25 protein-coding genes are annotated in these 25,575 nt (G+C 67.1%); 16 read left to right on the top strand and 9 right to left on the bottom strand.

Annotation, left to right across the window (positions count from 1 at the left end):
* Positions 1-197: 197 nt before the first annotated feature.
* The 3 genes from ACZ63D_RS20275 to ACZ63D_RS20265 form a co-directional block, all read right to left on the bottom strand.
* Entirely contained in the window at positions 198-767 is a 570-nt protein-coding gene (locus tag ACZ63D_RS20275; RefSeq protein WP_465355858.1) for a hypothetical protein, read from the bottom strand.
* Positions 768-1,164: 397 nt separating this feature from the next.
* On the bottom strand, positions 1,165-1,617 hold the full coding sequence (locus ACZ63D_RS20270) for an SAP domain-containing protein (RefSeq protein ID WP_465355857.1): 453 nt from the start codon (positions 1,615-1,617) through the stop codon (positions 1,165-1,167).
* A 280-nt stretch (positions 1,618-1,897) separates the two neighbouring features.
* Complete coding sequence (locus tag ACZ63D_RS20265) at positions 1,898-2,197, bottom strand: hypothetical protein (RefSeq protein WP_465355856.1); 300 nt, start codon at positions 2,195-2,197, stop codon at positions 1,898-1,900.
* Positions 2,198-3,223: 1,026 nt separating this feature from the next.
* On the opposite strand from ACZ63D_RS20265, the gene ACZ63D_RS20260 reads away from it, so the two are divergent.
* The 7 genes from ACZ63D_RS20260 (at position 3,224) to ACZ63D_RS20230 (ending at position 11,224) form a co-directional block, all read left to right on the top strand.
* Positions 3,224-3,643: a hypothetical protein gene (locus tag ACZ63D_RS20260; RefSeq protein ID WP_465355855.1), complete on the top strand. Its 420-nt coding sequence runs from the start codon at positions 3,224-3,226 to the stop codon at positions 3,641-3,643.
* A gap of 877 nt (positions 3,644-4,520) precedes the next feature.
* A complete protein-coding gene (locus ACZ63D_RS20255; protein ID WP_465355854.1) occupies positions 4,521-4,961 on the top strand; it encodes a hypothetical protein in 441 nt (146 codons plus the stop codon).
* A 96-nt stretch (positions 4,962-5,057) separates the two neighbouring features.
* Positions 5,058-6,584, top strand: a complete 1,527-nt coding sequence (locus tag ACZ63D_RS20250; RefSeq protein ID WP_465355853.1) for a recombinase family protein — start codon at positions 5,058-5,060, stop codon at positions 6,582-6,584.
* 5 nt (positions 6,585-6,589) lie between these two features.
* Complete coding sequence (locus ACZ63D_RS20245) at positions 6,590-7,945, top strand: NCS1 family nucleobase:cation symporter-1 (protein WP_465355852.1); 1,356 nt, start codon at positions 6,590-6,592, stop codon at positions 7,943-7,945.
* Entirely contained in the window at positions 7,938-8,780 is an 843-nt protein-coding gene (locus tag ACZ63D_RS20240; protein ID WP_465355851.1) for a nitrilase-related carbon-nitrogen hydrolase, read from the top strand. Before ACZ63D_RS20245 ends, ACZ63D_RS20240 begins: the two co-directional genes overlap by 8 nt.
* Entirely contained in the window at positions 8,780-10,162 is a 1,383-nt protein-coding gene (gene hydA, locus ACZ63D_RS20235; protein WP_465355850.1) for a dihydropyrimidinase, read from the top strand. Before ACZ63D_RS20240 ends, hydA begins: the two co-directional genes overlap by 1 nt.
* 63 nt (positions 10,163-10,225) lie before the next feature.
* Positions 10,226-11,224, top strand: a complete 999-nt coding sequence (locus ACZ63D_RS20230) for a TIGR03842 family LLM class F420-dependent oxidoreductase (protein WP_465355849.1) — start codon at positions 10,226-10,228, stop codon at positions 11,222-11,224.
* 7 nt (positions 11,225-11,231) lie between these two features.
* On the opposite strand, the gene ACZ63D_RS20225 is transcribed toward ACZ63D_RS20230, so the two are convergent.
* The 4 genes from ACZ63D_RS20225 to ACZ63D_RS20210 are packed head-to-tail and all read right to left on the bottom strand — an operon-like array spanning position 11,232 to position 14,104.
* Entirely contained in the window at positions 11,232-12,464 is a 1,233-nt protein-coding gene (locus ACZ63D_RS20225; protein WP_465355848.1) for a serine hydrolase domain-containing protein, read from the bottom strand.
* 9 nt (positions 12,465-12,473) lie between these two features.
* Positions 12,474-13,292, bottom strand: coding sequence for a siderophore-interacting protein (locus tag ACZ63D_RS20220; RefSeq protein WP_465355847.1), 819 nt, complete (start codon positions 13,290-13,292; stop codon positions 12,474-12,476).
* A 57-nt stretch (positions 13,293-13,349) separates the two neighbouring features.
* Positions 13,350-13,700 carry a hypothetical protein gene (locus tag ACZ63D_RS20215; protein ID WP_465355846.1) on the bottom strand — a complete coding sequence of 117 codons (351 nt, stop codon included), beginning with the start codon at positions 13,698-13,700 and terminating at the stop codon, positions 13,350-13,352.
* Positions 13,697-14,104, bottom strand: a complete 408-nt coding sequence (locus ACZ63D_RS20210) for an SgcJ/EcaC family oxidoreductase (protein WP_465355845.1) — start codon at positions 14,102-14,104, stop codon at positions 13,697-13,699. Before ACZ63D_RS20210 ends, ACZ63D_RS20215 begins: the two co-directional genes overlap by 4 nt.
* Before the next feature lie 95 nt (positions 14,105-14,199).
* Between ACZ63D_RS20210 and ACZ63D_RS20205 the strand changes: the two genes are divergently transcribed.
* A complete protein-coding gene (locus ACZ63D_RS20205) occupies positions 14,200-14,907 on the top strand; it encodes a TetR/AcrR family transcriptional regulator (protein ID WP_465355844.1) in 708 nt (235 codons plus the stop codon).
* On the opposite strand, the gene ACZ63D_RS20200 is transcribed toward ACZ63D_RS20205, so the two are convergent.
* Positions 14,897-15,817, bottom strand: a complete 921-nt coding sequence (locus ACZ63D_RS20200; RefSeq protein ID WP_465355843.1) for an NADP-dependent oxidoreductase — start codon at positions 15,815-15,817, stop codon at positions 14,897-14,899. The genes ACZ63D_RS20205 and ACZ63D_RS20200 overlap by 11 nt on opposite strands.
* Before the next feature lie 185 nt (positions 15,818-16,002).
* Here ACZ63D_RS20200 and ACZ63D_RS20195 point away from each other — a divergent pair, with 185 nt between their 5' ends.
* Positions 16,003-17,616, top strand: a complete 1,614-nt coding sequence (locus tag ACZ63D_RS20195) for an eCIS core domain-containing protein (protein ID WP_465355842.1) — start codon at positions 16,003-16,005, stop codon at positions 17,614-17,616.
* Positions 17,617-17,625: 9 nt separating this feature from the next.
* On the opposite strand, the gene hemW is transcribed toward ACZ63D_RS20195, so the two are convergent.
* Positions 17,626-18,840, bottom strand: coding sequence for a radical SAM family heme chaperone HemW (gene hemW, locus ACZ63D_RS20190; protein ID WP_465355841.1), 1,215 nt, complete (start codon positions 18,838-18,840; stop codon positions 17,626-17,628).
* A gap of 259 nt (positions 18,841-19,099) precedes the next feature.
* Between hemW and ACZ63D_RS20185 the strand changes: the two genes are divergently transcribed.
* From ACZ63D_RS20185 to ACZ63D_RS20155, 7 genes are all read left to right on the top strand, one after another.
* Positions 19,100-19,186 (top strand): putative leader peptide, encoded by an 87-nt coding sequence (locus ACZ63D_RS20185; protein WP_465356299.1) that lies wholly within the window; start codon positions 19,100-19,102, stop codon positions 19,184-19,186.
* Positions 19,187-19,301: 115 nt separating this feature from the next.
* Entirely contained in the window at positions 19,302-21,002 is a 1,701-nt protein-coding gene (locus ACZ63D_RS20180) for a nitrite/sulfite reductase (protein ID WP_465355840.1), read from the top strand.
* Complete coding sequence (locus ACZ63D_RS20175; protein ID WP_465355839.1) at positions 20,999-21,694, top strand: phosphoadenylyl-sulfate reductase; 696 nt, start codon at positions 20,999-21,001, stop codon at positions 21,692-21,694. The genes ACZ63D_RS20180 and ACZ63D_RS20175 overlap by 4 nt, the downstream gene beginning before the upstream one ends.
* Positions 21,695-21,704: 10 nt before the next feature.
* Positions 21,705-22,625: a sulfate adenylyltransferase subunit CysD gene (gene cysD, locus ACZ63D_RS20170; RefSeq protein WP_037714927.1), complete on the top strand. Its 921-nt coding sequence runs from the start codon at positions 21,705-21,707 to the stop codon at positions 22,623-22,625.
* A complete protein-coding gene (locus ACZ63D_RS20165; RefSeq protein WP_465355838.1) occupies positions 22,625-23,887 on the top strand; it encodes a sulfate adenylyltransferase subunit 1 in 1,263 nt (420 codons plus the stop codon). The genes cysD and ACZ63D_RS20165 overlap by 1 nt, the downstream gene beginning before the upstream one ends.
* On the top strand, positions 23,884-24,627 hold the full coding sequence (locus ACZ63D_RS20160; RefSeq protein WP_465355837.1) for a sirohydrochlorin chelatase: 744 nt from the start codon (positions 23,884-23,886) through the stop codon (positions 24,625-24,627). Before ACZ63D_RS20165 ends, ACZ63D_RS20160 begins: the two co-directional genes overlap by 4 nt.
* Before the next feature lie 215 nt (positions 24,628-24,842).
* Positions 24,843-25,472: a cyclase gene (locus ACZ63D_RS20155; protein ID WP_465355836.1), complete on the top strand. Its 630-nt coding sequence runs from the start codon at positions 24,843-24,845 to the stop codon at positions 25,470-25,472.
* Positions 25,473-25,575 lie beyond the last annotated feature (103 nt).

The raw sequence follows: 25,575 nt of genomic DNA, 5'->3' as shown, positions 1-25,575 counted from the left end.
ACCAGCTCAGCCTGATCATCGCTGCGGATGATGAGATTCTTGATGCGCAATGATGGTTCCCTCGTGTCGAATAATGAATGTGGCCCCGAGCCCGTCCAGTCGCTCTCTGCTTTCCGCTTACGGAGTTGTGCGCTGCCCCCGCCGGATGAAACGGTGTCCTGCTCGGTGTTACCTGCGACTTGGCCACGAAGATGGATTCAGGCGGAGACGGCTACCCGTTCGGACTCAGCTCGCGGCACGGTGATCATTCCTTCGGTCACACGCGTGCCGTCCACGACACCGAACGCCGAAAGCGGATTCAGCACGGCAGCGGCCAGCTGATCCTGAATCGCCTGTTCGATCTCCTTCACGCGCTGGTAGCACGCATCCAGCTCGGCCGCGTTGGTTGACTTCGGTTCTGCGAACCGTTCCGGAACCTCGATCTCCCCGTTCGTGATGACGTTCGCGATCTGCCAAATGTCGTGCATTTTGTTGTCAGCATCGAACAGCACCACTGCGGAGTGTTGGTCGAGACCCAGGGCTTCCCGAGCAACCTCTTCGATTTCCCGGTTATCGGTCGTGACTTTCGCCCATTTGTAAACCGGTCCGCCTGCTTCCCCTCCGCCCTCGAAGTGGAATTCATGCCCGGTCATCGCAGCGGCGTGCCCGGCAACGCAGTATGCGGTGCCACACGCGAATTTCATGGCCCACTGATCCTGCTGCCACGTCTCGGGGTGGTTGGTGATCTGATCGAGTACGGTTCTGAGCAGAGGGACGTTTATGCTCATAGTCGTGCTTTCCTTTCTTGGGTATGAAAAAATGGCAGCGACCGTTTGTTTCACAAGGGCCGGAGTTAAGCCCGTTCCGGGATCTCCCCGGACACCATTCCGGTCGCTGCCATTGATCCAATCGGATTCCTGGCTGGAATCCCTAGCGGCGGATCACTCCGCTAAGTTCTCTCCGGCCAATGCCATGTGCCGCCCTGCATCGGTTCGCCCGCGTGGTTGCCGTAGAGGCATTGCTCGTCGAAGAACAAGCCTGTGGGGTTCAGGACGCACAGGGACACGGCTACATCCGTGTGTACAGCCGTGACCACGGCGGCCCGGCATTCAGGCTTGTAGGCCCCGTCGGCCGATCCGCGCGAGACGTAGTGGACCATCCGGCCCACGGTGGGACGGTCGGACATCAGGCTTCGCGGTCGCCGGGCAGGTCGCCGCGCGCCTCCAGAATGCGGGTCGCCACCTGGAGACGGGTGCCGGACACGGGCAGGCCCAGCTCGCGCGCCTCGTCCTTCAGCTGGGCCACGGTGTGCTCCTTGGCGTACAGCTCGGCCGGGTCGAAGTTCTCCCCCACGTAGCGAACCCACACGCCGAACCCTTCGCCGTCGGGCATCGGCCGACCGGCCGCTTCGAAGTGGCCAGCGGGCTCGAAGGCGCGACTCTGGCCGGAGCGAATGCGAGCCGCCAGGCTGTTCGCCTTAGACGCGGTGTCGAACGGCTCCTCGTCTTCCAGCGGCGCGACGCGGGCGAACTTGCCTTCCGCGTTCCGCAGTGCCTCCGCGATGCTGACCCACTTCTCTGAGGGCGCGCGACCGCCAGTCGCCGGAGCAGCGGGAGGCTCTTCGAAAATCAAGCTCACGTTGGACTCTCTTTCTTTCTTCCGGATTTCGGAAGCGTTTAAACGGTTCATGCGGCCAGCATTCGCCGACGGCACAACAGTGTTAGAGCACTCAGGATGAACCAGTGCCGCGAATCGTTGGCGCTGAGCAGAAGCCGCACAGTCTGGCCGTCTGGACTGATCTGCACGACCCGGCCGATCATCCCTGCATGGAACCCGTGATCAATTCTGACTAGATCGTCAAGCTGCGCCGATGACATCAAGGCGCGTCATCTCGCTTTCGGGCTGCGTGATGTGGAACCTACGCGCCCAGCTCCAGCGGCGGGGCTGACTGGTGGTTCCTCATGAGCAGGTCGCACAGGTCCCGCCTGCGCCGCACCAGTTTCTCCGCTCGGAGCATGTTCCCGATCGGGTGCGCCTTGATCCAGGCAAGCTGTTCGTCGATGTCCGCGATCTGTACTCGCCACGAGTCAGTCATCTGACTCGCGGCCATCTCCATCTTGGACTGGATCGGGGTGTAGCCGCTGCCCTTCTTGACCTGATAGTGCCCCGCCCGTCCGGTGGTGTTCCGAACCCCGGTTGCCCGCCTGATGTCAGCCATTGTGTTCTGAAGGGACCGAGCATCTGATGGAGTCTTCGGGATGGTGATCTTTCCGGCAGTCGGGTGCTCCATGAGGTAGTGGTTGGTTTCGCGGATGCACTTGAAACCAAGGCTCACGGCAAAGTCGAAGACCCGTCGTACGTCTGATCGCATCCGCATGATCCCTTCTTGCCCATGAAACCTGCGTGCGTTCGCCCGACTCGAACGGGCTGGTGGCAACACGTCAATAGTCGGGTCGTTCGACCTGGTTCTGACGTTACACGGAACGCTCCGATCTCGATGTCCTTGGCGCGGATAGAGATCAACTCCGCGATGCCGCAGGGAGCGTTTAAACGCTCTCTAACCTCGACCTGCGGCAGCCTGATTGTTTTTCGGAGGGACTGCGTCTACCTCCGGTCGGTGCGCTTGGATCGTTCAACCTTAGCTTCGCGCACGGACCCCGACGTTTCTAGACGCCGGACCTTTATTCGTTAGGTCTCTCAGCTGCCCTTCGGCCCAATTAAGCGAGATTCCCTTTGATCAGCACGTCGATCAGCGCTCAGGACTTGAGGGAACTGATGCGCACTTCGAGTTCTGCGAGGCTGGGGCCGTACCCCGGGTCATAGGCCCGGAGCGCGGCCTCGTGAGGGTCGGCTTCCGACAAGTACTGCCGTGCCAGTGCGAGCTTGTAGGCCGCTCGCCCGATCGCCTCCCCACGGGAGATAAGCCGATCTGGTTCAACCTGGCTTCCGAGTTCCTGGTCGATCCTAGGTGAGTCTTGGTGTAACTGGTCGCTTCTAGGTGAAGCTGTTCTCACCTGTCCGAACGTACGTGCGGCTCCTCACAGAAGCAAGTCACGAACCGGTAACAAACTGGCTGTTCCCAGTTTGATATGCGCAGCTCTGGGCATTCCTGGTCGTTCCATATGCGTGGAACTAGCCGTTGATCATGGCTTCTGCGTAGACGTGGCGGAACATGGGGACTACAGTCAGTGCCGCCCTCGCTACTACTGACCCGATGCCCGTCAAACGAACGGACTAGAAGGAAATGCGCAAAACGGTCGAGGACTGGATGAACGAGTACCGCGCCCCCCTAGGTTTGACCTGGGAGGCCGTTGCGGAGCTGGCAGGAACGACGACGACGACGCTGTTGCGCGCGCGCAGAGGTGAAGCCGTCCGGGCCAAGCAGGAAGGGCAGATCGAAGCAGCCTTGAAGATGCCATACGGCTCTCTTGCGGCTCTCCGCAGAGGGGAAGTCCCCGATGCTCTCCAATCCACGCCGACTGATCAACCACCGCAGCCATCAGAGCCGAGCGACTTTGAACTTCTCGATGACACGGAGCGTGAACTTTGGGCTGCACTTGTAAGAGTCAAACGAATGACACATGCCGAACGCGTCATGATGGTCCGCATCCGACGCGCAACGATCGGACATTCGGGTGATGGTTCGGAGTCCTCCGCAATGTAGCTTTGAATTCGTTACCCGACTGCCGAACACACGTGCTACACCGGTTGAATGCGCGATGTACTACTCACTGTCTGCCTGTTTGCGCTGACTGGAAGCCTGATGGCACTTGCTCTGGTCGCCTCGAACAACCGACGCACCATCAGGCATCAGCGCGCGCAGATAGAGCGTTTAAACGCGCAGCACGAGCGGCTTGAGTCCAAGCTGGACGACTACATGACCGGAATGGACGCACTGACAAGATCCATTCCCCGCCCTGCCGGGAAGGAGACGCCAGGAGACCGCAAGCGTTGGCTGCGTGCGGTCCCTCCGCTGAGCTTGCTGGGCGCGCTCTTGCTTTCGGTTCAGCGTCACACCGGAACCATCGTGGCGGCTGCCAGCGTGACGGCAGCCGCCTCGACAGTCGGTCTGATTACGGTGATCGACATTCCGACCCAGCACATGCCCTACATCAGCGCTCCGGGCCGGACTCACTCTCCGCATCAGCCTGCGGGACCTGGTCCTCACTCGTCCCCTTCGTCGCCGAGTACCCCGCCGACGGTTTCCAGTTCCCCGTCCTCGCCTCAGTCTTCTCTGCTCCAGCTGACGACGGCGCTGACCGCAACGGAGCAGAACACCTCCGCTGCAACGTTCTCTCTGCCTACAACGACAGGGAAGTCAGAGACCACTGGACCGAACGGCGGAGATGGTGATGGTGGCGGGGATGTCACTCAGAATCCTCCCTCAACGTCAAGCGACCTTCCCTCGCCTCCGCCGACGCACCCGACACATCCGCCACACCCCGGTCCGCCGACTCCGCACCCGGCCCCGCCGACCTGCTTGGTCCGCTTGCACGTTCCCCCGCTCGTGAGACTCGATATCTGTTGAGAAAGGACACCGGATGGCGCACACCGTTTCGCGGAGGATGCTGCTGACCGCAGTGGGCTTGCTTGTCCTCGCCTGCGTGGCACTGGTGCTGTTTCTCGTCGTGGACAGCGATTCCCCCGCACAGCCGAACTCAGCCACCGCCTCAACGACCCCCGCGACGTTCACGGCGAGCGGAGAACTGGACTGGATCGGCAGTCTGGACGAGCTGCACAACACGGGCTCCGCATTGCAAGTGACCGTGCTAGGCAAGAACCGCCAGGTGATCAGTGCAGTAACCCCCACCTGTCCGGAATCGCTCATCAAGCGATGCACCTTCACTACGAAAGCCATCCCCGCAGGAGAGGGCATGTACGGGCTCTCTGTCACCCACAACGGAAGGAACGAGAAGACGACCTGGATTAGCGAAGCAGATCTCACTGCACAGAAGCCGATCACGATCAACTACACGGAATAGGATCAATGAAGGTTCTATACGCACGCGACGAAGCGACCCGTTGCACTGTCGCGTACCTCGTCCTTACGGACTATCAAGATGCCCAGTACTAGACGCTTGAAGGCAACTGCCCCCCGTCGCGCGATCTTCTACCTCCGCCAGTCGGACGAGTCGAAGGGCGAGGAGACGATCTCCGACGAGATCCAGAGACGCGCCTGCCAGAAGTGGTGCGACGAACATGGAGTGGAACTCGCCACGGATGTCAACCACGGCAAGTGCAAGAACGGCATCATCTGGGAGCAGAAGAGCGGGCGAGTCTGGTTCAAACGCAAAGGCGTGCACGACGCCATGCACGTGATCAAGGAGAAGCAGGCTGACGTCGTCGTCCTGTGGAGATGGAACCGGCTGAGCCGTAGGCAGAAGCATTGGGGAATCGCTGAGCAGTTGTTCGAGGAGATCGGCGGCCAGGCAGTGTCGGCCACCGAGCCAGCCGACCTGAACACCAAAGAGGGCCGCTTCATGAAGGGGATGGCCATCCTCCTCGGCGAACTGGAATCGGACGGCATCGGAGACAACTGGAAAGCCACCCACGATGTTCGCCGGTCGAAGGGTCTTCCCGCGAGTGGCGGCAAGAGGTTTGGATACATCCGAATCACCACCAAAGGAGAGCTGGAGCGATACGAAATAGACGAAGACGTGAGGGACAATGTTGATTGGATGTACGACAGTTACATTGAGGGAAGTTCGATCGCTGACATCTACGGGCACCTCAACGAGTTGGATATCAAGAACACGCGCGGAGACACCTGGAAGGAGAGCGGAACCCAGTACTACCTTGACAGCGGATTCTCCGCAGGTCTTCTAGTTCGCACTTACTGGGAGAACGATAAGGTCATCGTCCCCAAATTCGCCGATATGGAATGGATTAAGGGAGCGCATAAAGCAATAATTACGCCCAAAAAGTGGGAAGCCTACAAAAAGGCGCGCATTGCGCGCTCGTTCGTTAGAACTCCTCCGCGCGTCTCCAACCCGGTGCATCCGCTGTCTGGACTGATTCGGTGCGGCGACTGCACGGGACCCATGCACCGGCATATTGCAAACGGAGATGGATACATGACGTTCCTGTGCAACGTGTGGAGGGAGCAGCGTAGCGTACGATGCGTATCGTGCTCCTACAAGCGGGCGATGGACTATCTGCTCAACTGGCTCAGGATGGAGGTCGCCTCGGATATCGACACCGAGGCCGACAAGGTCCGGCTGATCGAGCAGAAGCGTTTGCGTGCCCGCACTTCCGTCGAAGAGATCGAAGACCGCATCATCGACCTCGACCGCCAGTTGGCCGATCTCACGACGCAGAAGTTGTCCGGCGAGATCCCGGTAGCGGCGTACAACGCCACCATTGGGCCGCTGACGGCCGCACGGGAGGCCGAAGAGCAGAAGCGTCGCGCCATCCTTGCCGCGCGTGTCACGCCCATTGTGCCGCCCCGCAAGCTTGCACTGGAGCTTGTCCGCGACTGGTCGGTATTGCCGATCAAGCAGCGACGAGACATGGTGGCGTCGATCGTCGCCAAGTTCGAGGTGTTTCCGCCGATCACCCGAGGTCAGAGGGCTACTTTCAAGATCACCCCTACTTGGGTTGCTTAACCCGGATGCTGCACAACATCCCGTCTTACGCTCTGGCCGCGTCGCTCATCGCGCTCGGCATGAACTGGCTGCAAGCGCTGATCACGATCACCGTCGGCAACCTGATCGTGCTCGCGCCGATGCTGCTCAACAGCCACGCTGGCACCAAATACGGGATCCCGTTCCCAGTATTCGCTCGCGCTTTCTACGGCCTGCGCGGCGCGAACCTCGCCGCGCTGCTGCGCGCGTTCATCGCGTGCGGCTGGTTCGGCATCCAGACCTGGGTGGGCGGTGAGGCGATCTACGTGATCGTCGGGCGGCTGGCCGGGTCCGGCTGGCGCGATTCGGCGGTGATCGCCGGGCAGCACTGGACGCTGTGGCTGTCGTTCGCGGTGTTCTGGCTGCTGCAGATGCTGATCATCTGGCGCGGCATGGAAGCGGTCCGCAAGTTCGAGAACTGGACCGCGCCGCTGGTGTCGGTCGGGTTCCTGATCATGCTCGGCTACGTGCTGGTGAAGGCGGGCGGGCTCGGCCCGATCCTGCACGACGCCGGGAAACTCGGCTGGGGGCCGGGGTTCTGGAAGGTGTTCGCGCCGTCGCTGATGGCGATGATCGCGTTCTGGTCGACGCTGTCGCTGAACATGCCGGACTTCACCCGGTTCGGCGGCAGCCAGCGCAAGCAGATGCGCGGGCAGATCCTCGGGCTGCCGACGACGATGACGTTCATCGCGATCGTCGCCATCCTCACCACGTCCGGCGGGCACGTGCTCTACGGGCAGGACATCTGGGACCCGGCGCAGCTGGCGGACAAGTTCTCCAGCCCGGTCGTGGTGGTCGTCGCGCTGGTCGCGCTGGTGCTGGCGACGATCTCGGCCAACCTGGCGGCGAACGTCGTCAGCCCGTCCTACGATTTCTCCAACGCCTTCCCGAAGCGGATCACCTTCGCGCTCGGCGGGCTGATCACCGGCGTGATCGGCGTCCTGATCCAGCCGTGGCGGCTCTACTCCGACCCGGACATCTACATTTTCGCCTGGCTCGGCTTCTACGGCGGCCTGCTCGGCGCCGTCGCCGGGGTGCTCGTCGCCGGGTACTGGGTCGTCAAGCGGACGCGGCTGAAACTGGCCGACCTGTACCTGCCGAGCGGGCAGTACTGGTTCACCGCGGGCTGGCACTGGCGGGCGCTCGTCGCGACCCTGGTCGGCGCGGTGCTCGCGGTCGGCGGCGCCTACGGCGGGCCGTTCCCGGCCGACGGGCTGATCCCTTTCCTGAAACCTTTGTACGACTACAACTGGGCAGTCGGTTTCGTCGGCGCTTTCGCCGGCTACGTCCTGCTCAGCCTTCCTGTGAACGCGCACCGGAACGAGGAGGAAACCAGTGTCTGACACGGTCCGAGCGGCCTTGATCCAGCAGCGGTGGACGGGCGACAAGGAGTCGATGATCGCGAACGCGGTCGACGCCGTCGGCAAGGCGGCTTCGCAAGGCGCGCAGGTGGTGTGCCTGCAAGAACTGTTCTACGGCCCGTATTTCTGCCAGGTGCAGGACGCGGATTTCTATTCCTACACCGAGGCGATCCCGGACGGCCCGACCACGAAGCTCATGCAGGAGGTCGCCGAGCGGCACGGCGTGGTCCTCGTGGTGCCGATGTACGAACAGGAACAGCCGGGCGTCTACTACAACACCGCGGCGGTGATCGACGCCGACGGGAAATACCTCGGAATGCACCGCAAGAACCACATTCCGCAGGTGAAGGGATTCTGGGAGAAGTTCTACTTCAAGCCGGGCAACCTCGGCTATCCGGTCTTCGACACCGCGGTCGGCCGGATCGGCGTGTACATCTGCTACGAACGGCACTTCCCCGAAGGCTGGCGCGCGCTCGGACTGGCCGGGGCGCAGATCGTGTTCAACCCGTCGGCGACGAGCCGCGGGCTGTCGGAATACCTGTGGCGGCTGGAGCAGCCCGCCGCCGCGGTGGCGAACGAGTATTACGTGGGCACGATCAACCGGGTCGGCGTCGAGCCGTTGGGCGACAACGACTTCTACGGGCAGTCGTACTTTGTGGACCCGCGCGGCCAGCTCGTCGGCGAGGCAGCTTCGGACACCGAGGAGGAGATCGTGGTTCGCGATCTCGACATGGGCAAGCTCGCCGAGGTCCGCGATCTGTGGCAGTTCTACCGCGACCGCCGCCCGGACACCTACGGATCCCTCTCGGAGGCCTGATGAGCATCCTGCTCTCCGGCGGGCAAGTGGTTTCGCCGTCCGGCGCGGTCGTCGCCGACGTGCTCGTGGACGGCGAAACCATCGCGGCGGTCGGCGCGCCCGGCACGCTGACCGGCGACGAAACGATCGACGCGACCGGGAAGTACGTGCTGCCCGGCGGCATCGACGCGCACACGCACATGGAAATGCCGTTCGGCGGCACGCATTCTGTCGATTCCTTCGAAACCGGCACGATCGCCGCCGCGTGGGGCGGGACGACGACGATCATCGACTTCGCCGTGCAGGCCAAGGGAACCTCTCTGCTGTCCACACTGGACAAATGGCACGCCAAAGCGGACGGCAATTGCGCGATCGACTACGGGTTCCACATGATCGTGTCGGACGTCAACGACTCCTCGCTCAAGGAAATGCGGGCGTGCGTCGACGGCGGCGTCGGCAGTTTCAAGATGTTCATGGCCTACCCGGGCGTTTTCTATTCCACCGACGGGGAAATCCTGCGCGCCATGCAGCAGGCGCGCGAGATCGGCGCGACGATCATGATGCACGCGGAAAACGGCATCGCGATCGACGAACTGGCCGCGCAAGCCGTCGCCGCCGGACACACCGAACCGGTGCAGCACGGGCTCACCCGGCCGCCCGAACTGGAAGGCGAGGCGACCTCGCGGGCGATCCGGCTCGCGCAAGTGACCGGAGCACCGCTGTACATCGTGCATTTGTCGGCTGCCCAGGCACTCGCCGCGGTCGCCGAAGCGCGGGACAACGGGCAGAACGTCTTCGCCGAGACCTGCCCGCAGTACCTCTATCTGTCCATTGAGGACCTGGCGAAACCGGATTTCGAGGGCGCCAAGTTCGTGGCTTCCCCGCCGCTGCGGGAGAAGTCGCACCAAGCGGACCTGTGGCGCGGATTGCGGACGAACGATCTGTCCGTGGTGTCCACCGACCATTGCCCGTTCTGCTTCAAGGACCAGAAAGAGCTGGGGCGCGGCGACTTCCGGGCGATCCCGAACGGCATCCCGGGCGTCGAGCACCGGATGGATCTGCTGCACCAGGGCGTTGTCGCAGGCGAGATCTCGCTGGGCCGGTGGGTCGAGACGTGTTCCGCGACGCCTGCGCGGATGTTCGGGCTGTACCCGCGCAAGGGCGTGATCGCGGCGGGCTCGGACGCGGACATCGTGGTGTACGACCCATCCGCGCGGCAGACGCTTTCCGCGGAAACGCACCACATGAACGTGGATTACTCGGCGTACGAAGGGTTTTCACTCACCGGGAAGGTCCACACTGTACTGTCGCGTGGCCGTGTGGTGGTGTCGCCGGACGGCTTCCACGGTGGTCCTGGACACGGAAAGTTCTTGTCTCGCGAACTCAATCAGTACTTGAATTGAGCCGGAAAGAACAGAGCGCGGCGAAGCCGCTCCGTTGAGGGCGGTGGAGGGGAAGAAGGTCGGATGGATTTCGGGATCGTGCTGCAGACCGACCCGCCCGCGGCGGAGGTCGTGCGGATGATGAAGGCCGCCGAGGACGCCGGGTTCCGGTACGGCTGGACGTTCGACTCGTGCGTGCTGTGGCAGGAGCCGTTCGTGATCTACGCGCGGATCCTCGAAGCGACGTCCGCGCTGGTCGTGGGGCCGATGGTGACCAGCCCGGGCACGCGCGACTGGTCGGTGATGGCGTCGACTTTCGCGACGCTCAACGACATGTTCGGCAACCGCACGGTGTGCGGCATCGGCCGCGGCGACTCCGCGCACCGGGTGGTCGGCCGTCCGCCGTCCACTTTGGCCACCGTGCGGGAGTGCATGCGCGTGGTGAAAGATCTCGCCGAGGGCCGCGAGGTCACGATGAACGACACCGCGGTCCGCATCCCGTGGATCCGCGGCGGGCGGCTGGAAATGTGGATGGCCGGATACGGGCCGAAGGCGCTGCGAACCGTCGGCGAACACGCGGACGGGTTCATCCTGCAGTGCGCCGATCCGGCGATCGCCCGCTGGACGATCGGCGCGGTCCGCGACGCCGCCCGCGCCGCCGGGCGGGACCCCGGCGGGATCACGATCTGCGTCGCGGCCCCGGCGTACGTCGGCGAAGACCTGGCGCACCAACGGGAACAGCTGCGCTGGTTCGGCGGAATGGTGGGCAACCACGTGGCGGACCTGGTGGCCCGCTACGGCTCGTCCGGCCCGGTGCCGCGCGAGCTGACCGATTACATCCGCGAGCGCGAAGGCTACGACTACTCCCACCACGGCCGAGCCGGAAACCCGTCGACCGCGTTCGTCCCGGACGAGATCGTGGACCGGTTCTGCCTGCTCGGCCCGACGTCTGCGCACATCGCGCGGCTGGAGGAACTGGCGGAGCTGGGGGTGGACCAGTTCGCGCTGTACTTGATGCACGACGAGCGGGAGGAAACGATGGCCGCGTATGGGGCGCAGGTGATTCCGAAGCTGACCGCGTGATCCGGGCTCAGTCCACCATCGCCTGATACACCAGCTGCCGCAGCTGCTGCCGGATCGGATGGGTCGACGACGGCAGCAGCTGCGTGTAGAACGCCACCGTCAGATCCTCGTCCGGATCGACCCAGAACGCCGTCGAAGCCGCCCCGCCCCACGCGTATTCCCCGGGCGTGGACAGGGTTTTCGCCTTCACCGAGTCGATCAGGACCGAGAAGCCCAGCCCGAATCCGTACCCGTCGAAGGGCATCTCCGCGAACAGCGGACGGCCATATGCCTCCAAGTCGACATGGCCCGGCAGGTGGTTGGCCGTCATCAGGTCCACGGTGCGCGGGCTCAGCACCCGCGTGCCGTCGAGTTCGCCGCGGCGCAGCAGCATTTGCGTGAACCGGTGGTAGTCCGCCGCCGTCGAGACCAGACCGCCGCCGCCGGAGAGGCACGTGGGCCGCGACGTGCCGACAGCGCCGAAGGTGTCGTTGCGGACCAGCTTGTTCGTGCGAGGCGCGGGCAGGTACAACGCTGCCAGGCGGTCGGTGTCCGAAGTCCAGAATCCGGTGTCGGTCATGCCCAGCGGGCCGAAGATCCGCTCGGCGAACACCTCGTCGAGCGGCTTCCCGGCCAGCACCTCGACCAGCCGGCCGAGGACGTCGCTGGCCACCGAGTAGTTCCATTCGGCTCCCGGCTGGAACACGAGCGGGAACCGCGCCCACGCCTGGGTGCACTCCGCCAGGTCCAAGCCCGGCGGCGTCCCCCATTCGTATCCGCCGGCCCGGTAGATCGCGTCGACCGGATGCGAATGGTGGAAGCCGTAGGTGAGGCCCGCGGTGTGCGAAAGCAGGTGCCACAACCGGATCGGTTCGGTCGCCGGCTCGGTGACCGGAGCCAGCGCCGAACCCTTCGCGTACACCCTCGGCTCGGCGAATTCCGGCAGCCACCGCGAGATCGGGTCGGTGAGGTCGATCAGGCCTTCCTCGACGAACGTCATCGCCGCCACCGAGGTGACCGGCTTCGTCATCGAGAAGATCCGCCAGATCGTGTCCGTCTCGACCGGGGCGCCGGCCTCGACGTCCCGCGCGCCGTGCGACGCGACGTGCACGATCCGGCCGTGCCTGCTCACCACCGCGAGGAAGCCCGGCAGCAAGCCGTCCTCGACGTACCGGGCGAAATGCCGGTCGATCCGCCGCAGCCGTGCCCCGTCGAAACCCGCGTCGGCCGGATCGGCCTCCACCTTCACCTCGGTCGCCATGCGGCGACCTTACGCCGGACTGGCCGCTTTCCGCTCCGCCGCTTTTTCCTCGCGCCAGGCCTCGTCGTTCTTGCCCTCGCGCCAGTATCCCGACAGCGACACCGCGTCCCGGGCGACGCCGCGCTCGTCGAACAGGTATCGCCGCAGCTCGCGCACGAACCCGGCCTCGCCGTGGACGAACGTGTGCACGTCCTGGTCTGGCCACGGCAGCGCCTTCACCGCGGCGACCAGGTCGTCGGACGCCGAGCGGTGCAGCCACGTGACCTGCGCGTCGGCCTTCGTCACGAGCGGCTGGTGCTCCGCTTCGTCCGCCACGAGCAGGAAGACGTGCGCCAGCGCCCCCGGCGGAAGCGCCTCCAACGCGGCGGCGATCGCGGGCAACGCCGATTCGTCGCCCACCAGGAGGTGCCAGCCGGCGTCGGCGCGCGGCGCGTACGCCCCGCCCGGACCGGCCAGCAGCAGCTCGTCGCCAGGCTGTGCGCGCTGCGCCCACGGCCCGGCGAGTCCTTCGTCGCCGTGCACCACGAAATCGAGCACCAGCTCGCCCGCGGCCTCGTCGTACGAGCGGACGGTGTACGTGCGCAGCCGCGGCGCGTGCTCGCGCGGCAGTTCCTCGCGGATCCGGTTCAGGTCGAACGGCTCCGGATACTCCACCCCGGGCACCTTGAAGATCACCTTCACGTAGGCGTCGGCGAATTCGTTCGGGCGGAAATCCCGCAGCCCTTCGCCGCCCGCCACGATCCGGATCATGTGCGGGGTGAGGTGCTCCTTGCGCAGCACCTCCAGCCGCACCGCGGTCCTCCCCTTGCGCGCCGGACCTTCGGCCATCGAACACCCCTGTTTCAGTAAGGTATACCTAAGTCGTGTCCCCCACGGTACGCGCCTTCACCCGCCCCGCCCAGCTCCGCTGTCTCCGAGCCCGGCGAGCATTGCCCGGAAACCCTCGTCGACCCGGCCCCGGAACCCGACGAAGAACCGGTTCGCCAGCAGCACACCCCACCACTGCCCGACCGCGGCGTTCCGGACCCGGTGCGTGACACGGGATCCGGCCGGATCGACGGCGACCTCGTACTCCCCGCGGTACCACCAGCCGCCCTGCGCGGCGAGGAACCGGCGTTCGCGGTCCACTTCCAGCCTCATCGGATAGTCCGAGGCGGTCAACTGCTTTTCCAGCCGCGCGAACACGTCCGCGGGCGCGGCGGGGACGACGCCGGAGACCTCGACGATCGTTCTCATGCTTCCCACGGCTTCGACACCCGCGTGTTCTGGAACGCGGTGATCTGCCAGCCCTCGTCCCCGCGCACCAGGACGTAGGTCAGTGTGCTTTCGCGGCCTTCCGCGGCCGGGTCGTCGCCTCCGGTCAGCGACGAACCTCCGCCGGCCACGACGACCGCGACATCGTCCCGCAGGAACCGCACCCGCGGTTCGCCGAAACCGGCGAGCTTCGAGCCTTTCAGCGGTCCCTGGAACAGCTCCCGGTGCGAATCCGCGATGGCCTGGCGGCCGGTGAACCGGAGCCCGAAGAACGTCACGTAATCGGCGTCTTCGGTGAACAGGTTCCCGTAGGCGTCCGCGTCGCCGCTGTTCCAGGCGTCGACGAGGCGGCTGAGAACGGACAGGACTTCTTCACGCTGTGCCATGCTGTTTCTCCTTAACGAACGTCGTTCGCGTACGAGGCCAGTTGTACTCACGAACGCCGTTCGCGTCAAGGTCGGGGCTCGTCTAGGCTTCGGGCATGACCGCACCGCCCCCGCCCTGGCGGCGGACGCCGAGCCCGCGCCGGCGCGCCGCGAAGCAGATGCTGTCGCAGGAATTGATCGTGAAAACCGCGCTGGAAATCCTCGCCGCCGAGGGCATCGACGCCGTCTCCATGCGCCGGGTCGCGCAACAGCTGGAGACCGGGCCCGCGTCGCTTTACGCGTACGTGGCCAACAAAGAGGAACTCGACGAGCTGATGCTCGACGCGGCCTTGAGCGAGGTGCCGTGCCCGGAACCGGATCCCCAGCGGTGGACCGAACAGGTCAAAGAGCAAGTGGGGCACCAGATCCGGGCGATGATGGCGTATCCGGGCATCGCGAAGGTCGCGTGGCAGACACCGATCCCGGTCACGCCGAATTCCTTGCGGCAGGGCGAAGTCATGCTCCAATTGCTGCGCGCGGGAGGCCTGGATCTGCGGCAGGCGGTGTTCGCTGGGGACGCGCTGAGCACGTACGCCAAGGCTTTCGCCTACGAAGCGAGCGGCTGGACGTTCGGCGAGTACGACCCGGAGAAAATGGGCGAGCGCGGGCGGCAGATGGCCGACTACATGCGCTCGCTGCCCGCGAGCGCGTTCCCGAATTTGTTGCGGGCTGGCGAGTTCTTCACCGCGGAAACCAGCCAGCCCCGGCTCGAATTCGCCCTGGAGGCGTTCGTGGCGGGGCTGGCGGCGATGGTCAGAAAGTGAGCACGATCTTTCCGCGCGTGTGGCCCTGTTCCAGCTCGCGATAGGCGGCCTTGACCTCGGCCAGCGGGTACGTCGCGGCGATCGGGACGTCGAGCAATCCCTTGTCCGCCAACGCGACGAGGTCGCGCAGCACCTCGGCACTCGCTCCGGCGATGTTGCCCTCGGTCTTCACCCGGTACTTCTCGGCGGCGGCGAAGTCGACCACTGTGTCGATCCGGCCGGGGTAGACGCCCAGCCGCAAGGCGAGTTCGACGTAACCCTCGCCGTAGGTGTCGATGAACGCGTGCACCTGGTCGCCGGTCAGCTCGCGGAGCCTCTCTTCGAGCCCTTCGCCGTACGCGATCGGGACGACATCGTGCTCGCGCAGCCATTCGTGGTTCGCTTCGCTGGCAATGCCGATCACGGTCGCGCCGGTGAGCTTCGCCAGCTGCACGGCCAGCGAACCGACCCCGCCGGCAGCCCCGGACACGACGACCGTCTCGCCCTCGCGCGGGCACACCGCCCCGACCGCTGCGTACGCGGTGGTTCCGGCGACGAACAGACCGCCCGCCACTTCCCACGACAGCCCGCTCGGCTTCGGGACGAGGTGCTCCGCCGGGACGAGCACGTACTCGGCGTGGCTGGAACGGGTGTGCACGAAGCCGACGACCTCGTCGCCCACCTGGATTTCCTCGACGCCCTCGCCCAGCTCGGCCACGACCCCGGCCAGGTCGCTGCCCTGCCCGGACGGGAAGGTGGACGGCCAGCGGTCGGCCAGTGCGCCGACCCGGATCTTCGTTTCCCCCGGATTGATCCCCGCGGCCCGGACCTGAACGAGCACCTGCCCGGATTCCGGCGCCGGCCGGGGCACTTCGGCCAGCTGGAGCACTTCGATCCCGCCGTGTTCGCCGTATCTGACCGCTTGCGGCATACGCGTTCTCCCTCGCTCGTATGGTTAGCCCAACAAACGATCGAACGGATTTATGCCCGGCGGGCGAAAATTCACGCCGCCCTCACCGGTTCAGCGGCGTCAGCCGCCCGGATCGGTGACGCCGCGGTGACGGCCTGCCGGGAAGCTGGCGGTCTATTGCGTCGGCACTGTTGTGGGGCGATGTCATGGATGGGTCCTTTGCCGCGGCATCGCGGCGGAACACCGCAGACGCCACCGCGCCGCCGATCGTGCACGAGGTCCTGAACTCTCCTGGCCAGCCGCTCGCCCAGGACACCCAAGCCGTCATGGGCGCCAAAGCGGACTGGGACCTCAGCGGAGTCCGGGTGCATACGGACCCGCGCGCCGCCGAATCCGCCGCAGCGGTCAACGCCGCTGCCTACACGGTCGGCCAGCACATCGTGTTCGGCACTGGCCGATACCAGCCGCGCTCCGCCGAGGGCCGTCGTCTGCTGGCCCACGAACTCGCCCACACCCAGCAGCAGCCAGCCGTACCCGCCCCAGCGGACCTGCGGATCGGCGCGACCGGTGACAGCGCCGAACGCGACGCGCGCCAAGTTGCCGCGGGCGGACGAATTCCGGTCTCCACGGGTCCGGTGGTGCTCCGCCGAAGCCCGCTGACCGACGAGTTGACGACCGACCTGCGCACTGGCGGCAAGGCCAGCGTTTTCGACAAACTACGGGCTCGGGGTCCGGTCGGCCAGGATCGGGACCTCGGCCCCTGGATCGACCGCAACTTTCCCGGCGACACCGACGATCGCTGGCTGGCCCGGGAACTGGCCGCGCACGGCGCGGAGCCCCGTTGGACGGCCGCAGCCTTCGCCGAACGGGAGCGCCGGGCGAGCCAAGGCCAGTGGAAAGCCGAACCCGGCAACATCGAAGCGCGCTTCGACGTCGGCCACGGCCCGAACCCGATCCAGGCGTTCTACTTCCCCGGGCGAACCAGCCGCCACGCCATGATCGTCGGCGGCGTGCACGGCAGCGAAGCCGCCGGGATCCAGGTGGTCGAAATGCTGCTGCGGATCCTGCGGACGCCGGACAGCCAGGGCAAACCACGCGTACCCGCGTTCAGTGTCATCGTCGTGCCCACGTTGTTCCCCGCGAACTACGCGGTCCGCAGCCGGCAATCGCCGGGCGGCATCGACCCCAACCGGAATCTCCCCGAGCGCGGAAAGGTGGTCAGCAGCAGAGTCGACGAGCACCAGGGACCGATCGACGCGAACGACGACCCCGTCCGGCCGGACAGCACCGCCCCGGTCGACCGGCAGCACCGGCCGCTCGACGCCCAGAACCGGCCGATCCTGCCGGAAAACCTGGTGCTGCTCGATCTGATCGACCGCTTCCGCCCGGAGCGCATCGCCATGGTCCACGGCGTGACCGGCGGACCCAACGCGGGCGTGTCCACCGACCCGCGGCCCGGTCACGACCAGCCCGCCGTCGCGGCCAGCGCCGGAGCCGCGGCGGTTCCGGAAGGGGACGATCTCGCGCTGACCCGGGCGATGGGCGAACAGGCGATCGCCGGAGGGGCGCGCGCCCCGCTGAACGAGCGGGGCAGCGTCACCTATCCGACGCAGTCGGTGCCGCATCAGGAAGGCGTGACGTTCGGGATGTACGGCTCCCGGGCGGCAGGCAACCGCCCCGCGATGAACGTCGTCCTCATCGAAACCCTGGGAAACACCCGGTCCGACGAAATCAAGAACCAGGAGGCCGCGAAGAAACGGCAGATCGAACTGCAGTCGTTCGCGACCGTGCTCAGAGAAATCTTCCTCGAACGGCCCTGAACCGGAAAATCAGCCGGCCAGCCTGCGGACCACGGCGTCCGCGAGCAGCCGCCCCCGATCGGTGAGCACCGCGCGCCCACTGTCCAAATCGGACACTTCGAGCAGCCCCTCCGCGGCGGCCTCCCGGGCTTGCCCGAGCCCGGCCTCGTCGAGCGCGGACACCGCCAGGCCGTCGGAGATCCGCAGCTCCAGCATGATCCGCTCCAGGTGCCGGTCCTCGTCGGTGAGCACCTCGCGATCGGCCTCCGGGCTCTGCCGCTGGGCGAGCAAGCTGGCGTACTTCGCCGGATGCTTGACGTTCCACCACCGCACGCCGCCGACGTGGCTGTGCGCGCCCGGTCCGGCGCCCCACCAGTCGCCGCCCCGCCAGTAGCCGAGGTTGTGGCGGCACCGCGCGGCCTCGTCGCTCGCCCAGTTCGACACCTCGTACCAGGTCAGGCCCGCACCGGCGAGGACGGAGTCGATCAGTTCGTAGTAGCTGGCCAGCGTGTCGTCGTCCGGGGCGGGCAGCTCGCCGCGGCGCACCCGCCGGGCCAGCGCGGTGCCGTCCTCCACGATGAGCGCGTACGCCGACACGTGATCGACGCCAGCGGACAACACCGCGTCGAGCGACGCGCGCAGGTCTTCGACGCGCTCCCCCGGCGTGCCGTAAATAAGGTCGAGGTTGACGTGCTCGAACCCGGCGGCCCGGGCTTCGCGGGCGGCGTCGACCGGACGGCCGGGCGTGTGCACGCGGTCGAGCACCTTCAACACGTGCCTGGCCGCGGACTGCATGCCCAGCGACACCCGGGTGTAACCCGCGTCACGGATGCCCGCGAAGAACTCCGGCGAAGTGGACTCCGGGTTCGATTCGGTCGTCACCTCCGCGCCCGGGGCGAGCCCGAACACCGACCGGACGCCGTCGAGCACCTCGGCCAGCCCGTCCGCGCCGAGCATGGACGGCGTCCCGCCGCCGACGAACACCGTCTCCGCCCGCGGCGCGTTGCCGAGGATCTCCGCGCCCAGCTCCAGCTCGCGCCGCAACGCGTCCAGCCACGACCGCGGCGAGGCGGCGGTGCCCAGCTCGCCCGCGGTGTAGGTGTTGAAGTCGCAGTAACCGCAGCGGGTCGCGCAGAACGGCACGTGGACGTACACGCCGAACGGACGGGTGCCGAGGCCGGCGAGCGCGGTCTCGGGCAGTCCGGCGGGAGGACGGTGGGTGTCGGGAACAGGCACGACGTCCATTCTCCCCCGCCGCGCCACGGCTCCCGCGCGCCCCTGCGCCACCCGGAGGAAAGTTCGGCCGCCGAACGATGCGGCACGCGCGGCCGTCTTCGCCAGCACGCGGCCAGTACTGTCTCACTAGGAGTCCGAAGTACGGGAAACACCTGGCAGATGGCCCGGCCGATGCACATCCAGCGCGGTTTCGCACCCCTCGAGTGAGCCTTCTCCCACGATCCGGACGCCCTTGGACGACGTTCGGCCCGCGTGGCAATCTGAGCCGGTGAGTCCAGCCGGTGTCCTTCTCGTGGCGCGCCGCCACGTCGACCTTCTCCGGGTCGCGAGCGCGCTCTGCCCGCCTGTTCGCTGACTCCCGCTCAACGACTGCCCAGCCCACCACCTGGACCACCGGCCCCGCCCAGCCCCGCGCCATCGCCGCCGCAGGCCGCCGGAGCCGCCTCGACAACCCCGCCCGGAGGATCTCCATGTCCGCACCCCCGCGTGAGACGCCCGCGAAGGCCCGCACGCCTCGGACTCGCCAGAAGCGCGGCGAGGGTCAGTGGGCGCTCGGCTACCGGGAGCCGCTGAACCCGAACGAGCGCTCGAAGAAGGACGACAGCCCGCTCAACGTCCGCGCGCGGATCGAGAACATCTACGCGCACCGGGGTTTCGACTCGATCGACCCGGGCGACCTGCGCGGCCGGTTCCGCTGGTTCGGCCTCTACACCCAGCGCAAGCCCGGCATCGACGGCGGCCGCACCGCGCTGCTGGAGCCGGAGGAACTGGACGACCGCTACTTCATGATGCGCGTCCGCATCGACGGCGGCGCGCTCACCACCGAGCAGCTGCGGGTGGTCGGCGAGATCTCGCAGCAGCACGCGCGCGACACCGCCGACATCAGCGACCGGCAAAACATCCAGTACCACTGGATCCAGATCGAGGACGTGCCCTCCATCTGGTCCCGGCTGGAGAACGTCGGCCTGACCACCACCGAGGCGTGCGGCGACTGCCCGCGTGTCGTGCTCGGTTCGCCGGTCGCCGGCATAGCCGAGAACGAGGTGCTCGACGCGACCCCGGCAATCGACGAGATCCTCAGCCGCTACATCGGCGACCCGCAGTTCGCGAACCTGCCGCGCAAGTTCAAGACCGCGATCTCCGGGCTGCCGGACATCGTGCACGAGATCAACGACATCGCCTTCGTCGGCGTCGACCACCCCGAGCACGGACCCGGCCTCGACCTGTGGGTCGGCGGCGGGCTGTCCACGAACCCGATGCTCGCGCAGCGGCTCGGCGCGTGGGTGCCGCTCGACGAGGTGCCCGAGGTGTGGGCCGGGGTCGTCTCGATCTTCCGCGACTACGGCTACCGGCGGCTGCGTTCGCGGGCCCGGCTGAAGTTCCTGGTCAAGGACTGGGGCATCGAAAAATTCCGCGAGGTCCTCGAAACCGAGTACCTCAAGCGGAAGCTGATCGACGGCCCGCCGCCGGAAAACCCCGCGACCCCGGTCGACCACGTCGGCGTGCACCGGCAAAAGGACGGCAACTACTACGTCGGGGCCGCGCCGATCGCCGGACGCGTCTCGGGCAGCACGCTGGTCGCGGTCGCCGACGCGGCCGAGCGCGCCGGATCGCGGCGGGTGCGGCTGACCCCGCACCAGAAGCTGGTCGTTCTCGACGTCCCCGAGGCGAAACTCCCCGCGCTGCAAGCGGAACTGGCCGAACTGGGCCTGCAGACCAAGCCGTCGCCGTGGCGGCGCAGCGTGATGGCGTGCACCGGGCTGGAGTTCTGCAAGCTCGCGATCGTCGAAACGAAGGTGCGCGCGCAGCAGCTGGTGACAGATCTGGAGAAATCGCTCGCGGACATCAACGCGCAGCTGGAAACGCCGGTGACGGTGCACCTCAACGGCTGCCCCAACTCGTGTGCCCGCGTGCAGACCGCGGACATCGGGCTCAAGGGCCAGATCGTCACCGACGCCGACGGCAACCAGGTCGAGGGCTTCCAGGTGCACCTCGGCGGCGGGCTCGGCCTCGACGCCGGGTTCGGCCGGAAGCTGCGCGGGCACAAGGTCACCGCGGGCGAACTGGTCGAGTACGTGGAACGCGTGGTCCGCGCGTACGTCGCGGGCCGCGAGCCGGGCGAACGGTTCCCGCAGTGGGCGCTGCGGGCGGACGAAGGGGTGCTGCAGTGACCGCGGTGGCGGATTACCGGGCGCTGGCCGAACGCGCCGAGAAGGAACTGGCCGAGGCGACCGCCGAAGAGGCGCTGCGCTGGACGGCCGAGACCTTCGGCGACGACTTCATCGTGGCGTCGAACATGCAGGACGCGGTGCTGATCGACCTCGTCACGAAGGTCAAGCCCGCGGTGGACGTGCTGTTCCTGGAAACCGGCTACCACTTCGCCGAAACCCTCGGCGTGCGCGACGCGGTGCAGACGGTGTACCCGGACGTGCGGATCGTCAACGCCCAGGCCGAGCAGAGCGTCGCCGAGCAGGACGCGGAGTACGGGCCGAAACTGCACGAACGCGATCCCGGCCAGTGCTGTTTCCTGCGCAAGGTCGTGCCGCTGCGCCAGACGCTCGGCAAGTACTCGGCGTGGGTCACCGGCGTGCGCCGGGTGGACGCGCCGACGCGCGCGAACACGCCGATCGTCACCTGGGACGAGCGCAACGGCCTGGTGAAGATCAACCCGATCGCGGCGTGGACGGACGAGGAGTTCAACGGCTACCTGCACGAGAACGGGATCCTGGAGAACCCATTGGTGTCGATCGGCTACCTCTCGATCGGCTGCGCGCCGTGCACCGCGAAGGTCGAGCCGGGGCAGGACCCGCGCAGCGGCCGGTGGGCGGGCCAGGCGAAAACCGAGTGCGGATTGCATGGCTGAGGAAGGAAGCATGACGACCTTGGAACCGGCCGCCGACGCCGCGGTGGACAACCTGGCCGCCCTCGAATCCGAGGCCATCCACATCTTCCGCGAGGTCGCGGGCGAGTTCGACCGGCCGGTGATCCTGTTCTCCGGCGGCAAGGACTCGACGCTGATGCTGCACCTGGCGATCAAGGCCTTCTGGCCCGCGCCGGTGCCGTTCCCGCTGCTGCACGTGGACACCGGGCACAACTTCGACGAGGTCCTCGAGTTCCGCGACCGCGTCGTCGAAAAGCACGGGCTGCGACTGGTCGTCGCGAAGGTGCAGGACTGGATCGACGACGGCAGGCTCGAGGAGCGCGCCGACGGCCTGCGCAACCCGCTGCAGACCACGCCGCTGCTGGAGACGATCGCGGAGAACAAGTTCGACGCGGTCTTCGGCGGCGGCCGCCGCGACGAGGAACGGGCGCGCGCGAAGGAGCGGATCTTCAGCCTGCGCAACGCTTTCGGCCAGTGGGAGCCGCGCCGCCAGCGGCCGGAGCTGTGGAACCTCTACAACGGGCGGCACCGTCCGGGCGAGCAGGTCCGCGTGTTCCCGCTGTCCAACTGGACCGAGGCCGACGTGTGGAACTACATCGCCCGCGAGAAGGTCGAGCTGCCTTCGATTTACTACGCCCACCAGCGCGCGGTCTACCAGCGCGACGGCATGTGGCTCAGCGAGGGCCCGTGGGGCGGACCGCGGCCCGGCGAGGAGGTGCGCGAGCTGAGCGTGCGCTACCGGACCGTCGGTGACGGTTCGTGCACCGGCGCGATCGAATCCACGGCGTCCACTGTGGAGGAAGTCATCGCCGAGGTGCAGGCTTCGCGGCTCACCGAACGCGGCGCCACCCGCGCCGACGACCGGATGTCCGAGGCGGCCATGGAAGACCGCAAACGGGAGGGCTACTTCTGATGTCGAGCCTGCTGAGGCTGGCCACCGCGGGCAGCGTGGACGACGGCAAGTCCACGCTGGTCGGGCGGCTGCTGTACGACACCAAGTCCGTCCTCGCCGACCAGCTCGACGCGGTCACCCGCGCGTCCGTCGACAAAGGACTGTCCACTCCGGACCTTTCGCTGCTCGTCGACGGCCTGCGCTCGGAGCGCGAGCAGGGCATCACGATCGACGTCGCGTACCGGTATTTCGCCACGCCGAAGCGGTCTTTCGTGCTCGCCGACACCCCGGGGCACGTGCAGTACACGCGCAACACGGTCACCGGCGCGTCCACCGCGCAGCTCGCGGTGCTGCTGGTCGACGCACGCAACGGGGTGGTCGAGCAGACCCGGCGGCACGCGGCCGTGCTCGCGCTGCTCGGCGTGCCGCAGCTGGTGCTGGCGGTGAACAAGATCGACCTCGTCGGCTATGACGAGAACACCTTCGGCGTGATCGCCAAGGAGTTCACCGCGCACGCGGAATCTCTCGGTTACGACCCGGCGTCCGTCGTCGCCATCCCGGTTTCCGCGCTGGTCGGCGACAACGTGGCCAGCCGGTCTGAGCGAACCCCGTGGTACGACGGGCCGTCGCTGCTGGAGCACCTCGAAAACGTTCCGGTGGCACCGGATCCGCACGATTCCGCGCTGCGGTTCCCGGTGCAGTACGTGATCCGCCCGCGCACGCCGGAGTACCCGGATTACCGCGGCTACGCCGGTCAGATCGCGGCGGGCACGGTGCGTCCCGGCGACGAGATCGTCGTGCAGCCGCACGGGATCCGCAGCCGGGTCGAGCGCATCGACACCGCGGACGGGCCGCTGGAAGAAGCAGGCGCCGGAACCTCGGTGACCCTGCTGCTCGCCGACGACATCGACATCAGCCGCGGCGACCTCATCGCGGCCGCCGACGCGCCGCCGGAAGTCGCTGACGAGATCACCGGCACGCTGTGCTGGCTGTCCTCGAAGCCGCTCAAAACCGGCGCACGGGTGCTGATCAAACACGGCACCCGGACCGTGCAGGGGCTCGCCACCGAGTTGCACGCCCGGTTCGACGAGCAGACACTGTCCAGTGTGGACTCCCCGGAAAGCCTGGAACTCAACGACATCGGCAGCGTCAGCCTGCAACTGGCCGAGCCGCTGCCGGTGGACGACTACGGTGTCAGCCCGCGCACCGGCGCGTTCCTGGTGATCGACCCGAAGGACGGCGACACCCTCGCCGCCGGTCTCGTCGGAGAGCGGTTCTCGTGACGCCGCCCCTGGTCGCCGTCGCACACGGCAGTCGCGATCCCCGCTCCTCCGCGACGGTGCGGGCGCTGGTCGACGTCGTCCGTGCGCAGGCGCCGGGGCTGGACGTGCACGAGTCGTTCCTCGACCTGTCGGAGCCGCGCGTCACCGACGTGCTGCGCGGGCTGTACGCACGGGGGCACCGCTCGGCGGTCGTCGTGCCGTTGCTGCTGGGCAGCGCTTTCCACGCCCGGGTCGACCTTCCCGCGCTGGTCGACGAGGTGACCGCGGAATGCCCCGGGTTTCGCATCCAGTGCTCGGACGTCCTCGGCGCCGACCCGGCCCTCGAAGCCGTCGCCCTCGACCGGCTCGCCGCAGCGCGCCGCCGCGGCGGAACCGGGATCCTGCTCAGCGCGGTCGGTTCCTCCAACCCCGAGGCCAACGCTGTCGTCGCCGGACTGGCCGCCCGCTGGGAAAAGCAGCTCGGACTCCCGGTGAGCGAGGCGTTCGCCAGCGCCACGCAGCCGGACATCCCGACCGCCGCCGCTCGCCTGCGCGACCGGGGCGTCCGGCATCTCGTGGTGGCGTCGTGGTTCCTGGCTCCCGGCCTGCTGCCGGACCGGATCGCCTCGCTGGCCCGCGACGCCGACCCGGGCGCGTTCATCGCCGAGCCGCTCGCGGACGACCCGCGCGTGGCCGACGTCGTGATCGGCCGGTACGCCGCCGCGGCGGCCGGTCTCCTGCGGACCGCGCGAGCCGCCTGACCCGCTCGGCTCGCCCTGTCGGTCCACTGTCGGTAGGCCCGAACGGCCGATCAGTCCACTCCTACCGCCACAAGGTGAGCAATATTCACATTCTCTGTCACGGTGCGCGCCTGTGAACGGTCACTTCTTGACGCGTTGCTTAACTTGCCGGTAACTCTCTAATCGCTGCGCAGCTTTCTCTCTCCCCCGTGAAACCCGCAGGTAGGAGCACACAGATGAAAGCACCTCATCTTTACCGGCTGGCCGCGCTGACGGCGGTCGCCGCTCTCCCGCTCGCCTTCGCGGCCCCGGCGTCCGCCGCGACCGCCGTCACCTTCGACTGCCAGGCCGACGCTCCGGTAGTCGGCCCGCAGCAGGTGTCGCTGACCCAGAACGCCGACGTCACCGCGCCCGCGACGGTCGCGCCCGGCGGCGCGTTCGACGTCGTCATCGACCCCGCGCCCAACACCGTCCCGAGCGACGTGGGCGGCAACAAGGTCAAGAACATCAACACCTTCGCGCTGAAATTCCCCATCCCGGCCAACTCGACCTACGTCAGCGCCGACCTCGCCGGCGGTTCCGGCCTCGGCGACACCGCGCCGACGATCAGCGTCGCCGACGGCGTCGCGACCCTGAGCTTCCCCGGCCCGATCGCCGGCGGCTCGACCTTCGAACTGCCGACCATCACCGCGCATCTCAAGGCGGGCGATTCCGGCACGATCGAGACGAAACTGTCCGGCACCAGCTACAGCGACCCCGGCCTGACCTTCAAGGCCGTGGCCGGAAGCATCATCGGCGACGTGACCGCGCCGACAGCGTGCTTCCCCAACCCCAGCCCGGTGTTCACCACCACGACCATCGGCTGACCCGGACTGGGGGGGGGGGGGGGGGGGGGGGGGGGGGGGGGGGGGGGGGGGGGGGGGGGGGGGGAAAGGGGAAAGAGACAGCGAGAAAAAAAGAAAACATACA

It is taken from the genome of Amycolatopsis sp. NPDC104775, from assembly GCF_055583325.1.
The sequence above is the reverse complement of the archived record's forward strand: the minus strand, read 5'-3'. Positions and strand labels throughout refer to the sequence as shown.

Bases quoted from the DNA above. Each gene is read 5' to 3' on its own strand.
- ACZ63D_RS20275 (WP_465355858.1), bottom strand. From the start codon at position 767: ATGAGCATAAACGTCCCTCTGCTCAGAACCGTACTCGATCAGATCACC.
- ACZ63D_RS20265 (WP_465355856.1), bottom strand. From the start codon at position 2,197: ATGGCTGACATCAGGCGGGCAACCGGGGTTCGGAACACCACCGGACGG.
- ACZ63D_RS20260 (WP_465355855.1), top strand. From the start codon at position 3,224: ATGCGCAAAACGGTCGAGGACTGGATGAACGAGTACCGCGCCCCCCTA.
- ACZ63D_RS20255 (WP_465355854.1), top strand. From the start codon at position 4,521: ATGGCGCACACCGTTTCGCGGAGGATGCTGCTGACCGCAGTGGGCTTG.
- ACZ63D_RS20245 (WP_465355852.1), top strand. From the start codon at position 6,590: ATGCTGCACAACATCCCGTCTTACGCTCTGGCCGCGTCGCTCATCGCG.
- hydA (WP_465355850.1), top strand. From the start codon at position 8,780: ATGAGCATCCTGCTCTCCGGCGGGCAAGTGGTTTCGCCGTCCGGCGCG.
- ACZ63D_RS20230 (WP_465355849.1), top strand. From the start codon at position 10,226: ATGGATTTCGGGATCGTGCTGCAGACCGACCCGCCCGCGGCGGAGGTC.
- ACZ63D_RS20225 (WP_465355848.1), bottom strand. From the start codon at position 12,464: ATGGCGACCGAGGTGAAGGTGGAGGCCGATCCGGCCGACGCGGGTTTC.
- ACZ63D_RS20220 (WP_465355847.1), bottom strand. From the start codon at position 13,292: ATGGCCGAAGGTCCGGCGCGCAAGGGGAGGACCGCGGTGCGGCTGGAG.
- ACZ63D_RS20215 (WP_465355846.1), bottom strand. From the start codon at position 13,700: ATGAGAACGATCGTCGAGGTCTCCGGCGTCGTCCCCGCCGCGCCCGCG.
- ACZ63D_RS20210 (WP_465355845.1), bottom strand. From the start codon at position 14,104: ATGGCACAGCGTGAAGAAGTCCTGTCCGTTCTCAGCCGCCTCGTCGAC.
- ACZ63D_RS20205 (WP_465355844.1), top strand. From the start codon at position 14,200: ATGACCGCACCGCCCCCGCCCTGGCGGCGGACGCCGAGCCCGCGCCGG.
- ACZ63D_RS20200 (WP_465355843.1), bottom strand. From the start codon at position 15,817: ATGCCGCAAGCGGTCAGATACGGCGAACACGGCGGGATCGAAGTGCTC.
- ACZ63D_RS20195 (WP_465355842.1), top strand. From the start codon at position 16,003: ATGGATGGGTCCTTTGCCGCGGCATCGCGGCGGAACACCGCAGACGCC.
- hemW (WP_465355841.1), bottom strand. From the start codon at position 18,840: ATGGACGTCGTGCCTGTTCCCGACACCCACCGTCCTCCCGCCGGACTG.
- ACZ63D_RS20180 (WP_465355840.1), top strand. From the start codon at position 19,302: ATGTCCGCACCCCCGCGTGAGACGCCCGCGAAGGCCCGCACGCCTCGG.
- cysD (WP_037714927.1), top strand. From the start codon at position 21,705: ATGACGACCTTGGAACCGGCCGCCGACGCCGCGGTGGACAACCTGGCC.
- ACZ63D_RS20165 (WP_465355838.1), top strand. From the start codon at position 22,625: ATGTCGAGCCTGCTGAGGCTGGCCACCGCGGGCAGCGTGGACGACGGC.
- ACZ63D_RS20155 (WP_465355836.1), top strand. From the start codon at position 24,843: ATGAAAGCACCTCATCTTTACCGGCTGGCCGCGCTGACGGCGGTCGCC.